Annotated in this window: 11 protein-coding genes; 10 read left to right on the forward strand and 1 reads right to left on the reverse strand. The window is 36.5% G+C overall.

Features of this window, described 5'->3' with window-relative positions; translation table 11 throughout:
- Positions 1–201 precede the first annotated feature (201 nt).
- The 3 genes from PXG98_RS11790 to lptB all read left to right on the forward strand — a co-directional run bounded on the left by PXG98_RS11790 (position 202) and on the right by lptB (position 2,967).
- Positions 202–1,167 (forward strand): KpsF/GutQ family sugar-phosphate isomerase, encoded by a 966-nt coding sequence (locus tag PXG98_RS11790; protein ID WP_276391314.1) that lies wholly within the window; start codon positions 202–204, stop codon positions 1,165–1,167.
- The gene (gene tatC, locus PXG98_RS11795; RefSeq protein WP_276391315.1) at positions 1,167–2,006 is read left to right on the forward strand and encodes a twin-arginine translocase subunit TatC; all 840 of its coding nucleotides are present in this window, start codon (positions 1,167–1,169) and stop codon (positions 2,004–2,006) included. Before PXG98_RS11790 ends, tatC begins: the two co-directional genes overlap by 1 nt.
- Positions 2,007–2,226: 220 nt before the next feature.
- Entirely contained in the window at positions 2,227–2,967 is a 741-nt protein-coding gene (gene lptB, locus PXG98_RS11800) for an LPS export ABC transporter ATP-binding protein (protein WP_276391317.1), read from the forward strand.
- A gap of 4 nt (positions 2,968–2,971) precedes the next feature.
- Here the strand turns inward: lptB and PXG98_RS11805 are convergent, their stop codons facing one another.
- Positions 2,972–3,736, reverse strand: coding sequence for a CDP-alcohol phosphatidyltransferase family protein (locus tag PXG98_RS11805; protein ID WP_276391318.1), 765 nt, complete (start codon positions 3,734–3,736; stop codon positions 2,972–2,974).
- 93 nt (positions 3,737–3,829) lie between these two features.
- Here PXG98_RS11805 and PXG98_RS11810 point away from each other — a divergent pair, with 93 nt between their 5' ends.
- From PXG98_RS11810 to PXG98_RS11840, 7 genes are all read left to right on the forward strand, one after another.
- Positions 3,830–5,023: a lipoprotein N-acyltransferase Lnb domain-containing protein gene (locus PXG98_RS11810; RefSeq protein WP_276391321.1), complete on the forward strand. Its 1,194-nt coding sequence runs from the start codon at positions 3,830–3,832 to the stop codon at positions 5,021–5,023.
- Positions 5,024–5,031: 8 nt separating this feature from the next.
- Positions 5,032–6,915 (forward strand): ABC-F family ATP-binding cassette domain-containing protein, encoded by a 1,884-nt coding sequence (locus PXG98_RS11815; protein WP_276391322.1) that lies wholly within the window; start codon positions 5,032–5,034, stop codon positions 6,913–6,915.
- Positions 6,916–6,950: 35 nt separating this feature from the next.
- A complete protein-coding gene (locus PXG98_RS11820) occupies positions 6,951–7,445 on the forward strand; it encodes a hypothetical protein (RefSeq protein WP_276391325.1) in 495 nt (164 codons plus the stop codon).
- Positions 7,446–7,666: 221 nt separating this feature from the next.
- Positions 7,667–8,242, forward strand: coding sequence for a cob(I)yrinic acid a,c-diamide adenosyltransferase (locus PXG98_RS11825; RefSeq protein ID WP_276391326.1), 576 nt, complete (start codon positions 7,667–7,669; stop codon positions 8,240–8,242).
- Between the two features lie 136 nt (positions 8,243–8,378).
- Positions 8,379–8,603 (forward strand): DUF2795 domain-containing protein, encoded by a 225-nt coding sequence (locus tag PXG98_RS11830; RefSeq protein ID WP_013551418.1) that lies wholly within the window; start codon positions 8,379–8,381, stop codon positions 8,601–8,603.
- Between the two features lie 203 nt (positions 8,604–8,806).
- Positions 8,807–12,169, forward strand: coding sequence for a preprotein translocase subunit SecA (gene secA, locus PXG98_RS11835; RefSeq protein ID WP_276391348.1), 3,363 nt, complete (start codon positions 8,807–8,809; stop codon positions 12,167–12,169).
- An 87-nt stretch (positions 12,170–12,256) separates the two neighbouring features.
- Positions 12,257–13,651, forward strand: coding sequence for a Gfo/Idh/MocA family protein (locus PXG98_RS11840; protein ID WP_276391349.1), 1,395 nt, complete (start codon positions 12,257–12,259; stop codon positions 13,649–13,651).
- Positions 13,652–13,704 lie beyond the last annotated feature (53 nt).

The raw sequence follows: 13,704 nt of genomic DNA on the forward strand, positions 1-13,704 counted from the left end.
TAACCATTTTTATTGACTTCAATTTAAATATTTACGATTCTTCGGAAAGTAATTGTGCTAATTAATTTTGTTATAGTTTAGAAACTCCTATAAAATAACTTTGTGTAATTTTGTTTTCTTAAATATAATACATTCTTTTAAAAACTATTTCCTAAAGAAATAATAAAACTTTAGTTATAAACACTAAATTTCATTTTGAATTTGAGCAATTCTAAGACAATCTTGGCTAACGCCAAAAGTACGATTCTTTCAGAAAGTAACGCTATTGCTTCACTCGCCAATTACTTAGATGAGGATTTCGCTCAGGCAGTAAATTGTATATATAAGGGCAGGGGTCGTGTGGTAATAACTGGGATTGGAAAGAGTGCCATTATAGCTTCTAAAATTGTTGCTACCTTAAATTCTACGGGTACTCCCGCTATTTTTATGCATGCTGCAGATGCCATACATGGCGATCTGGGTACTATACAGAAAGACGATGTTGTAATATGCATTTCCAAAAGCGGAAATACTCCCGAGATTAAAATGTTGGTACCCCTGATTAAACTTGGAGATAATCCTTTGATAGCAATGACAGGTAATCCCGACTCGTATTTGGGCAAAAAGGCAGATTATATATTAAACACATATGTGGAAAAGGAAGCTTGTCCGCATAATCTTGCACCAACCACAAGTACTACTGCCCAATTAGTGCTTGGAGATGCTCTTGCCATTTGCCTTCTAGATCAAAGAGGCTTTAGTAGCAAAGACTTTGCAAAATATCATCCAGGGGGAACGCTGGGAAAAAAAATGTATTTGAGAGTATCGGACATTATAAACAGTAACCAAAAACCCGTGGTGAGCCCAGAGACAGATGTAAAAAATGTGATCGTAGAAATTTCAGAAAAAATGCTCGGAGTTACTGCGGTCTTAGAGAACGAAAAATTAGTAGGTATTGTTACAGATGGGGATATTAGAAGAATGCTAAATAAATACGATAATATTAATGGTTTAAAAGCTAAGGATATTATGACCCCAAATCCCAAAACCATAACTACAGATGTGTTGGCAATTAAGGCATTAAAAGAAATGCGCGCAAGAGGAATATCCCAGCTGTTGGCAGTAAATGAAAACTCTTATGAAGGCGTAGTTCATTTACACAATCTAATAAACGAAGGAATATTGTAATGGCAGAACTGAGCAAGGACCCAAACGAAATGTCCTTTTTGGACCATTTAGAAGAGCTTAGATGGCATCTAATAAGAGCAACTATGGCCATTGTTATAATTGGCTGTTTAGCCTTTATAATGAAGGACTTTATATTCGACACAGTTATTTTTGGTCCTAAGAAAATGGATTTTCCAACCTATCGTCTTTTTTGTAGAATTGCTACCTCCATAGGGATAGAATCTGCCTTTTGTGCTGATGAACTTCCTTTTACTATTCAAAGCAGAACTATGGCTGGCCAATTCTCTGCGCATATATGGACCTCTATTTGGGCTGGCTTTATAATTGGCTTCCCTTATGTCCTATATGAAATGTGGCAGTTTATCAGTCCTGGCCTCAAAGAGAACGAACGTAACAATTCCAGAGGCTTTATTCTAATAGCCTCCCTCCTTTTCTTTATGGGAGTTTTATTTGGTTATTATGTCGTTGCCCCATTGTCTATAAACTTTTTAGGCACCTATCAAGTAAGTAAGGAAGTCTTGAATGAGTTTGATATAGGCTCTTATATCTCTACAGTACGGGCTTCTGTGATTGCATGTGGGGTTCTTTTTGAATTACCCATAATCATCTTCTTTTTAACAAAAGTTGGTCTTGTTACTCCTGAAATATTAAAAAAGTATAGAAAAATAGCCCTAGTAATTGTACTTATTTTGTCTGCAGTTATTACACCTCCAGATGTTGCAAGTCAGATTATTGTGGCTGTCCCTGTGCTAATTCTTTATCAGGTTAGTATTTACATTTCTAAAATTGTGTTGCGGAAGGAGATGAAAAAAATGAAAAAAGATATTAAGCCACAGTAAAGAATTCTATAAAAATAATTTAAAATTAATCGGAGACATTTGTAATCATAGAAAACTGTTTTTGGTAAATGCATCATAGACCCTTGGTATCCGAAAAATTAATCACCCAATTAAGGCCAATGTATTTGAAGAAAATTTGCAGTTAGAAGTTGGTTAATTTTATTATAATTCTAAGGCAAGCCTAAAAGAATTCTATAGATTTGAAGAATAATATGACTTAATGAAACTAAGAGCAGATAATATAATGAAGGCCTACAGGGGTCGGAAGGTAGTCAAAGGAATTTCTTTAGAGGTTAATCAGGGAGAGATTGTTGGATTACTTGGACCCAATGGTGCTGGAAAAACTACCTGCTTTTATATGATTGTTGGTTTAATAAAACCCAACGGCGGGAAAATATTTCTGGACGAGACCGAAATTACTAACTTTCCTATGTACAAAAGGGCACAAAACGGTATTGGGTATCTTGCTCAGGAGGCATCTGTATTTAGAAAACTTAGTATTGAAAAAAATATTCTCAGTGTTTTGCAATTAACAAAATTGAGTAAAAAAGAGCAATTCATGAAGATGGAATCTCTTATTGAAGAATTTAGTCTGGGGCATATACGCAAAAACAGGGGAGACCTATTATCGGGTGGAGAAAGAAGACGAACAGAAATCGCCAGGGCTCTTGCAACAGATCCCAAATTCATTTTATTGGACGAGCCTTTTGCAGGAGTCGATCCTGTGGCAGTTGAAGACATTCAAAGAATCGTTGCTCAACTTAAGGATAAAAATATTGGCATCCTGATTACGGATCACAACGTCCAGGAAACGTTGGCCATAACGGAGCGGTCTTATCTGATGTTTGAAGGAGGTATTTTAAAATCTGGTATACCGGAAGATTTAGCCGAAGATGAAATGGTTAGAAAAGTATACTTAGGTCAGAACTTTGAACTTCGAAAAAAGAAACTCGACTTCTAATCTTCTACGTTTTTTGTTTCTGCTTTTCTCCAATATTGTATAAGACAGAGCTCAATATATACAGGAGAACAATTCCAGGAATGGCCATGTAGCTCATGGTCAAAAGAAGTACCAGACTTATTATTAAAAAAATATATCTATGCGCATTATCTTTAAAACTCCAGTTCTTAAATTTTAAGGCAAAAAGGGGGATGTGTGCATTGAGCAAATAACTGCTTAACAACGTAAGACCAGCCAAAAACCATGGGTTTAATAATATCCCATTTACATAGTCGTTACCCTGATTTAAGAGGATTAAAGGGATTGATAATATTAAAAGAGCATTTGCAGGTGTTGGTAATCCAATAAAGCTAGTGAGTTGGTCTTCGTCTATATTAAATTTAGCAAGCCTATATGCAGACGCCAGTGTAATAAGAAATCCAAAAAAAGGTAGTACGGATATACTAATGGCGTGGTGGGCCGAATCTGCCGACACCTCTCCCATTTCTAAATTCCATCCTCCGGTTTGGGACATCGCCAATAATTGAAACATGACAATTCCAGGCACAACTCCACTAGTTACCATATCCGCCAGAGAATCTAGCTGTACACCCAGTTCACTCTGTGCCTCTAGCATCCTGGCAGCCAAACCATCAAAGAAGTCGAAAACTATTCCCAAAAACACAAAAAAAGCAGCCCACTCTAACTTATTGAGTACAGCGAATACAACGGCTACACAACCACAGAAAAGATTTAAAAGAGTAATTATTTGAGGAATGTGCCTCTTCATAGTTGTCTATTTTAGTAAAAATAACATAATTTTTCTTCTGTGTCTTTCTTAAGATAATTTATTCAGATATTTGCGAGGTATAGCCTTATTAATGTGAAGAGATTTCTGAAAATTTATTGGAATTTATTGGTTCTGGCATTGATTGCCTTTTCACCAGAACTTAGTATTTCTCAGGGGAAGACGCTTTCTCAGGATGCAGAAATAAGCATTCTTACCTGTGGTCCGGGTACAGAGCTTTATTCTAGTTTCGGGCATAATGCAATTAGGGTCTTCGATCTGAGTAGTGGTATTGACGAGGTATATAATTATGGTACTTTTAATTTTAGCACCCCTAATTTCTATTATAAATTTGCCAGTGGAAAATTACTTTATTCCCTAAGTGTTTCTACTTATAACCGTTTTCTATTTACTTATGACATAGAAAAACGATGGGTAAAAGAACAGCTCTTAGATCTCAGCGAACCGGACAAACAAGACTTTTATAAATTTCTTCAAATAAATCGACTTCCGGAGAATAGAGATTATCAATACGACTTTTTATTCGACAATTGTGCTACAAAATTACCGGAAGTCCTTACTCAAGTCATGCCAAATAGATTGCAATTCTCCGATGAGCATTTAGAATCTAAAAAGTCTTTCCGCGATTTAATTCAAGAAAACTTAAGCTACAACACTTGGGCGAGCTTCGGTATAGACTTAGCTCTGGGAGCTGTAATTGATAGAGAGGCTAAGCCTTATGAATATATGTTTTTACCAAACTATGTTAGGCTACAATTAGAAAATACCACTTTAGATAACCGTCCTTTGGTAAGTAAATCTATCGATGTCCTTAAATTCCCTGAAAATCGTCCCGAGACTATTTTTAGTCTATCTCCCATCTTCTGGTTTGTTCTACTTTTAATTTTTAGTTGTTTTATTACTTACAAGGATTACAAAAAAGTATGTAGAAATAGATGGTTCGATTTTATACTCTTCCTAATAACCGGTTTAGCGGGATGTCTTATTTTTTTTCTATGGTTTATGACAGACCATTCTTCTACAGCACAAAATTATAATATCCTTTGGGCCATGCCTTTAAATCTCTTTATTGCTTTCCAGTTCCTAAAGAAAAAAAACATAGCCTCTTGGGTCTATAATTATCTCTTAATACTAATATTTTTGATATTCCTGGTTGTAGTTCTTTGGTTATTTAGATATCAGGTTTTCTCCCCCTTATTAGTTTTTATTTTAGCCATTTTAGTTCTGAGATACAGCTACCTTTACAGACTGAACAGGCATAAGCAATAAAACAATCCATGAATTATATTTCCGTTGAGAATATATCGAAATCTTTTGGTGAAAGAATCCTTTTCGAGGATTTGTCTTTCGGAATTAACAAAGACCAGAAAATTGCTTTAGTGGCAAGAAATGGCGAAGGTAAAACCTCCATTCTAAAAATTTTGGCAGGAAAAGACCGTCCAAATACCGGAGAGGTTAATTATAGAAATAACCTAAAAATAGGATATCTGGAACAGGAGCCAATAATTGCTTCTTCGCTCAGTATTGAAGAAGCAATCCTAAACTCAGACAACCCCATATTAAGAACCATAGCACAATATGAAAAAGCTCTTTTAGATCCAGAAAACTCTGAAAAGTACCAAAAAGCATTTGAGGCCATGGAACGCCTAAATGCCTGGGACTTTGAAACACAATACAAACAGATTCTTTCTAAACTAAAGTTAGAAGATGTAACTGCAAAAGTGGAGAAGTTGTCTGGGGGACAAAAAAAACGACTGGCACTTGCTATGGTGCTATTAAATGAGCCCGATCTTTTAATTTTAGACGAACCAACCAACCACCTCGACTTAGAAATGATTGAATGGTTGGAAGAATATTTTAAAAACAAAAAGATTACTCTTTTTATGGTTACCCATGACCGTTATTTCCTGGAAAGAGTCTGCAATGAAATTTTGGAATTGGATCAGGGTAAATTATACACCTATAAAGGTAATTATGCCTATTATTTAGACCAAAAAGAAGCCCGTCAGGATAGGGAATCCGTAGAATTACACAAGTCGAAACTATTATTTAAAAAAGAATTGGACTGGATGCGGAGGCAGCCAAAGGCCAGAACTACCAAATCAAAGTCGAGAATAGACGATTTTCATATTATAAAAGAGAAGGCGCATAAGAGAAGACAAGAGCATGAAGTGCAGTTAGAGATTAATATGGAGAGGATGGGGAGCAAAATTGTAGAACTTCACAAAATTTCAAAAAGCTTTAATGACTTAGTACTTTTAAACCAATTTAGCTACAACTTTCTAAAAGGAGAAAGAATTGGTATAATTGGCAAAAATGGCACTGGCAAAACCACTTTTCTGCGAATGATTACCGGAGCCTTGCCCCCGGATAATGGAAAAGTAGTAGTAGGAGAAACTATTAAGTTTGGGCATTACAATCAGATGGGCATTTCCCTTAAGGAAGGACAAAAAGTAATTGATGTAATTAGAGAATTTGGAGATTTTATTCCCTTAAAAAAGGGAAAACAGATTTCGGCCCAACAATTGCTGGAACGCTTTCTTTTTGACCGTAAAAAGCAATATGATTTTGTAGAAAAGCTCAGTGGAGGAGAACGCAAAAGACTTTATTTGTGCACCGTCTTAATACAAAATCCAAATTTTTTAATTCTCGATGAGCCAACTAACGATTTAGACATCATTACGCTTAATGTCTTAGAAAGCTTTTTATTAGACTTTCCAGGTTGTCTTATCGTAGTTTCTCATGACCGGTATTTTATGGATAAAATTGTAGACCATATGTTTATTTTCCAGGGCAATGGTATCGTAGAAGACTTTCCCGGCAATTATTCGGATTACAGAGCCTACGAAAATAGCAGCCCAAAGAAGGATAAAAATACAGACCAAAATATTAAAGGCTCAGAAGCAAAAAAAACACGCAGCTGGAGAGAAGAAATTAATGCTGGCAAACTTAGCTATGCCGAGCAGAAAGAATACAAAACTCTAGAAAAGAGTATTTTTTCCTTAGAAGAAAAAAAACTTCTATTACAGGATAAATTTGCAGATGCTTCCCTTACCGGAGAACAGATCGACAAGTATTCGGTGGAGTTAAAAGAAATGGAAAGCCTAATTGAAGTTAAAACAGATCGTTGGCTAGAACTATCTATGAAATTGGAAGGGTAATAGCTTAAAGTCTATCTAATTCGCAACTAAATATCTTGAAACCACTATCTTATATATCGTTTTACATCTCCGCCTCGAACGCCCATGGAATTCATTCGCCTTTTGTCTATGATTTTATCACCAAAGGGTTGTATGTAAAACGACGGTCTAAGCATAGCAAAACCACTGGCCTATTATTTAAGGTTCTAGATTATTTTAAGCCCAATACTATAACGGAATATGGCGCAACTGATAATTTAAAAAAAACAGTGCTGGCAGCATACAAAAAGCACGAGTTTAAAGAAAATCCTCATTTCACCTATTTTAATCTTAGTTCTAGGGAAGCCAGAAAGAGATTCCAATGGCCGCTTAATAATATGGAGGGAAATATTATTTATATAGACGAGCTTCGCAAGGATAAAAGCACTTATAAGCTTTGGTTAGAAATTTTAAATTCTCAGAGACATTTTATAAGCATTGATCTTTATTATTCCGGGATTATTTTTTTTCGCCCCAAGCAGGCGAAACAACATTTTAGAATTAGAATTTAATCCCTTAATTTTAAAAAGTAAAACTTGCGCTCTATGAACAATTCTATTCTTTATATTCTTGCGGCCGTAGCAGTGGTATACATCCTTATATCTATGTATAATAAAAAAAATTCAAGAAAAAGGAAATCTAGAAAATTCATGGATGGTTATAAACGCAAGGATAAAGAACAATCTTGAATTTAGTACTTAACTGATTAGCTATTAAATAGCGACATTTCCATATGAAAATTTATACCAAAACAGGTGATGAAGGACAAACCTCCCTTTTTGGGGGCACCAGAGTCCCCAAACACCACATACGAATTAACGCCTATGGCACTGTTGATGAATTAAATTCATGGCTAGGCTTGTTAAGAGACCAGGAAATGGATGCAGCACATCAACAAATCCTGATTAGTATACAGGATAAATTATTTACCCTTGGTGCTATCTTAGCAACGGACCCTGAAAAATGGACCCTAAAAAATGGCAAAGAACGCTTAGACATTCCCAAAATTTCTGAGAAAGACATAACACTTTTAGAAAGTCAGATAGATTTAATGAATACCTCCCTCCCTCCTATGACTCATTTTATACTGCCTGGAGGGCATACTACTGTGTCATACTGTCACATAAGCAGAACAATTTGTAGAAGAGCTGAACGAATGGCTACCCTTTTAAATGAAAATGAACCTTTTGACCCTCTGGTTATAAAATATTTAAACAGGCTGTCCGACTATCTTTTTGTCTTGGGCAGAAAATTGTCGCAAGACCTAAAGGCGGAAGAAATAAAATGGATTCCTGAGAAAAAAGGCTAATAATTCCGCGATTTCATCGTTATCAAATTGATGATTCCCAAATTTGTTAATAAATAAAGTGATTTTATCCGCTTTTTCCTTGGGAGTTTGCGTTTAAAAATTATTTTTGCAAAAATTTTAAAATCATAATTAAGCCATGTACTGGACATTAGAATTAGCATCTTATTTAAGTGATGCACCTTGGCCTGCCACTAAAGACGAACTAATAGATTACGCTATTAGAACTGGTGCTCCCTTAGAAGTCGTTGAAAATTTACAATCTATGGAAGAAGAAGGTGGAGAAATCTACGAGTCTATAGAAGAAATATGGCCCGACTACCCTACAGAAGAAGATTACCTCTGGAACGAGGACGAATATTAATACAAGTTTTCTAAATACCCTATAAAAGTCTCATTTGAGGCTTTTTTTTTATGTAATTTTGACATGTTTTTAAAGAATTCCGGTCATTTTTGATTCTGGAATAGCTTTTGTACAAAACAAGAGGAAGTTACATTTACCAAAACTCTACATATGCCAAGGCATCCTGGGGTTTAAAAGGTGTAATAGCACAAATAAAAGAATATATGAGTTTATTAAATTCCGTCATAAAGGCGTTTGTAGGAGACAAGGCGAAAAAAGATGTTAAAGAACTTCAGCCTATTTTAAAACAGATTAAGTCTTTTGAAGAATCCATAGAAAGTTTAGACTTGGACGAACTCCGCGAGAAGACAGTGAGTTTTAAAAAGATTCTTAGTGAAGCCTGCCTAGATAAGACAAAGCAGATTGAAGAGCTTAAAGAAGAAGTAAAGAATTCTATAGATATAGATAGAAACGAAGCAATCTACAGCGAGATAGATAAATTAGAAGAAGAAGCGTATAAAATTACTGAAGATACCCTAAACCAACTACTACCTGAGGCATTTGCTGTTATCAAGGAAACCGCTAAACGCTTTGTAAACAACACAACTTTAAAAGTAAAGGCAACCGAATTTGACCGTTTATTATCTGGATCAAAGGATTATGTAAGTCTGGAAGATGACTATGCACTTTGGAAAAACTCCTGGAACGCCGCTGGTAAAGAAGTAACCTGGGACATGGTACATTACGATGTTCAATTAATTGGAGGAATTGCTCTGCATCAAGGAAAAATTGCAGAAATGCAGACAGGAGAAGGTAAAACCTTAGTTGCTACTCTTCCCATGTATCTCAACGCTCTTACGGGTAAAGGAGCACACTTGGTAACTGTTAACGATTATCTCGCCAAGCGAGATAGTACGTGGATGGCTCCTATTTTTGAGTTTCATGGTATGTCTGTAGATTGTATAGATAATCACAGACCTAATTCAGAAGGAAGAAGAGCTGCTTATAACGCAGATATTACCTACGGTACCAATAACGAATTCGGTTTTGATTATCTAAGAGATAATATGGCCCATACCCCCGGAGACTTGGTACAAAGACCCCATCATTACGCCATAGTGGATGAGGTAGATTCGGTGCTAATTGATGATGCGAGAACTCCCCTGATTATTTCAGGCCCGGTACCAGAAGGCGACCGTCATGAATTTAATGAGTTAAAACCAAAAGTATCGGACATTGTCCAAAAACAGAAACAGTATCTAACTGGGGTCTTGGCGGAAGCTAAAAAAGAGATTGCTGCCGGCAATACCAAAGAAGGAGGGTTTCTTTTATTAAGAGTTTTCAGAGGCCTTCCAAAAAATAAGGCACTTATAAAGTTCTTAAGCGAAGAGGGTATAAAACAACTTCTTCAAAAAACAGAAAACTTCTACATGCAGGATAATAACAGGGAAATGCCGCAGGTAGATTTAGAGCTCCTTTTTGTAATTGACGAAAAGAATAACCAAATTGAATTGACAGACAAAGGAATAGAATATATTTCCGGAAATCAGGAGAACGATTTCTTTGTTATGCCCGATATAGGGGTTGAAATTGCCAAAATTGAAAACCAAAACCTTGAAATTGAAAAAGAAGCGGCAGAAAAAGATGCTCTTTTTAAAGATTTTGCGGTAAAAAGCGAACGTATTCATACCATGAGCCAACTGCTTAAAGCCTATACGCTTTTTGAAAAAGACGTTGAATATGTGGTGATGGATAATAAGGTGATGATTGTAGATGAGCAGACTGGGCGTATAATGGATGGTCGAAGATATTCAGACGGATTACACCAAGCTATTGAAGCTAAGGAAAATGTGAAAATAGAAGCGATGACACAGACCTTCGCTACAGTGACCCTACAAAACTATTTCCGAATGTATAAAAAGCTTGCGGGGATGACTGGTACTGCGGTAACAGAGGCTGGGGAGTTTTGGGAAATCTATAAACTGGATGTTATGGAAATCCCTACCAACAGACCAATAGCCAGAGATGATAGAAACGACCTGATATACAAAACAAAAAGAGAAAAATACAATGCTATCATAGACCAGGTTACGGAACTTTCACAACAACATAGACCTGTTCTTATCGGTACTACTTCCGTAGAAATCTCCGAACTTCTTTCCCGTATGCTTGGAATAAGAAAGATTCCACATAATGTTCTAAATGCCAAACTACATAAGAAAGAGGCAGATATTGTTGCGGAAGCAGGTAATGCCGGGATTGTTACTATTGCAACAAACATGGCAGGTAGAGGTACGGATATTAAATTGTCTGACGAAGTAAAGAAAGCCGGAGGATTGGCCATTGTTGGAACAGAAAGACATGACTCTAGACGTGTGGACAGACAGTTAAGAGGTAGATCTGGAAGACAGGGAGATCCCGGTAGCTCGCAATTTTATGTCTCTCTGGAAGATAACTTGATGCGCCTTTTTGGTTCGGATAAGGTGGCAAAGATGATGGATAGAATGGGATTGGAAGAAGGAGAAGTGATTCAGCATTCTATGATGACCAAATCTATTGAGAGAGCCCAGAAAAAGGTGGAAGAAAACAACTTTGGAATTCGTAAGAGACTTTTGGAATATGACGATGTAATGAACGCTCAGCGAGAAGTAGTGTACCGCAGAAGACGTCATGCGCTTCAAGGTGAACGCCTAAAAGTAGATATTGCCAATATGGTCTACGATACTTGTGAGGTAATTGCTGAAACGAACAAGGCAGCAAACGATTATAAGAATTTTGAGTTTGAACTTATAAAATACTTTTCTATTACTTCCCCTGTTTCGGAAGAAGAGTTCGCCAAATTAAACTTTCAGGAAATAGCCAATATTACCTATGATGCGGCTTATACCTATTATAAGGATAAGATGGAAAGAAGTGCGGCAACAGCCTTTCCAGTTATAAAACGAGTCTATGAAGATAACAGCAATTCGTTTGAACGCATTGTGGTTCCTTTTACGGATGGTATAAAATCTTTAAATGTAGTTACCAATCTTAAAAATGCCTACGATTCTAATGGTAAAGATCTGGTAACCGATTTTGAGAAGAATATCACCTTAGCAATTATCGACGATTCCTGGAAAACACATTTACGGAAAATGGACGAGCTTAAACAGTCTGTTCAATTAGCCGTACATGAGCAGAAAGATCCTCTTTTGATTTATAAATTCGAGGCATTTGAACTCTTTAAAACTATGATTGATAAGGTGAATAAAGAAGTTGTCTCTTTCTTATTTAAAGGAGAACTTCCATCTTCTGATACCAATGAAATACAGGAAGCAAGGAATGTTAAACGAAGTAAAGAGAACTTACAGACTTCAAAAGAAGAAATTCCAAATAGTGATGAACTAGCGGCGCAGAATAGGGCTGTGGGTCAGAATCAAGGTGGAAGACCAGCGGTTACGGAGACTATCACAAGAGTAAAACCAAAGATTGGTAGAAACGAAAGAGTCACCATTAAAAATGTGATGTCCGGAGAGAGCAAGCAGGTTAAATATAAGCAGGCAGAACCTCTTATAGACAGAGGAGAATGGGTCTTAATAGAAGAGTAAAACCCATTTAAAATCCCATAGGCACCTCTTGAAGGTGCCTTTTTTTTATTTAAAACTTCTATCTTTAAAGAGAATAAACTTCTCTTTATGAAAGCTAGTCGAAGAAAATTTCTAACCTCCATCAGCATGTTGGCGGCTGCCAGTGCCATGCCAATTAATCAGTTTAATTTCGGTAGCAAAGAAAAGCTTAAAATAGCCCTTGTTGGTACTGGAATAAGGGGCATTACGTTTTGGGGAAAAAGACTGGTAGACGAATATTCCGATATCTTGGAATTTGTAGGACTTTGTGATATCAATCCAGGCAGACTGGCCTATGGTTTAGCTTATACGGGAGCTGCTTGCGACACTTATACAGATTTTGAAAAGATGATAAGGGATAAACAACCTAATTTGGTTATTGTTACTACCAAAGACTCTAACCATCATCAATTTATAATTAAAGCCCTGGAAATGGACTGTGATGTGCTTACTGAAAAGCCTTTGACCACTGATGAAGATAAATGTGAGGCTATTTTAAAAGCAGAAAAAAAATCTGGGAGAAATCTAATCGTTGGTTTCAATTATCGCTGGAGTCCCTACAATACGAAAATCAAAGAGCTTCTAACCAACAACAGTATCGGCAAATTAACTTCTGTAGATTTTCACTGGTACTTAAATACATATCATGGAGCCAGCTATTTCAGACGATGGCACGGCCAAATGGAAAGCAGCGGTTCCTTGTGGGTACATAAGGCAACCCATCACTTTGATCTTTTAAATTGGTGGATAAATTCGGAACCCTCAGAGGTCTTCGCACTTGGGGATTTAGAATTCTATGGAAAAAACAGCTCCATTCGAGGGAAGAATTGTCGTAATTGTACACATAAAAACACCTGCGAATTCTATTGGGATATTAATAAAAATACTTTCTTAAAAAATCTTTATGCCGACCAAGAGAAGTATGACGACTATATCCGCGATAACTGTCTTTTTAGAGAGGAAATTAACATCTATGATAAAATGTCGGCCCAAGTCAAATATGCAAATAATGTTCAATTAAACTATTCCCTAACCACTTATTCCCCTTTTGAGGGTTGGCGAGTGGCCTTTAATGGGACGGAAGGGCGTATTGAAGCATTTATGGATATTCCATATTACAAAAACATGGATATAAGTCAGGCAGAGATGCATACTGCGGAAATGGATCAGTCCAGTGAAGACGCCAAAGAATACGAGCCCATTATTCTTCATAAATTATGGAAAGACTTTGAAACAATTGAAGTAGAAATGGAAAGAGGCGGACACGGAGGTGGAGACCAAAGATTGCAAGATAAAATGTTTAGAACCACTACTATACCGGATCCCTATGGAAGAACCGCAGGAAGCAGAGACGGAGCTATGTCTGTCTTAATTGGGATTGCAGCAAGAAAAAGCATTGAAAGTGGACAAGCAATTAAAATCAGCAACATCAGCAGTCTTAGCCCAAAAACATCAAGAAGCTAAGAATTAATTAGCTATTCTTCATCATTTTATGCCTTTGGTGTTGACTAGAACCT

The sequence above is a fragment of the Eudoraea chungangensis genome, from assembly GCF_029360665.1.
GTDB classification, from domain to species: domain Bacteria; phylum Bacteroidota; class Bacteroidia; order Flavobacteriales; family Flavobacteriaceae; genus Eudoraea; species Eudoraea chungangensis.

Coding starts and splice junctions, on each gene's coding strand:
- tatC (WP_276391315.1), top strand. CDS start 1,167: ATGGCAGAACTGAGCAAGGACCCAAACGAAATGTCCTTTTTGGACCAT.
- lptB (WP_276391317.1), top strand. CDS start 2,227: ATGAAACTAAGAGCAGATAATATAATGAAGGCCTACAGGGGTCGGAAG.
- PXG98_RS11805 (WP_276391318.1), bottom strand. CDS start 3,736: ATGAAGAGGCACATTCCTCAAATAATTACTCTTTTAAATCTTTTCTGT.
- PXG98_RS11815 (WP_276391322.1), top strand. CDS start 5,032: ATGAATTATATTTCCGTTGAGAATATATCGAAATCTTTTGGTGAAAGA.
- PXG98_RS11825 (WP_276391326.1), top strand. CDS start 7,667: ATGAAAATTTATACCAAAACAGGTGATGAAGGACAAACCTCCCTTTTT.
- PXG98_RS11830 (WP_013551418.1), top strand. CDS start 8,379: ATGTACTGGACATTAGAATTAGCATCTTATTTAAGTGATGCACCTTGG.
- secA (WP_276391348.1), top strand. CDS start 8,807: ATGAGTTTATTAAATTCCGTCATAAAGGCGTTTGTAGGAGACAAGGCG.
- PXG98_RS11840 (WP_276391349.1), top strand. CDS start 12,257: ATGAAAGCTAGTCGAAGAAAATTTCTAACCTCCATCAGCATGTTGGCG.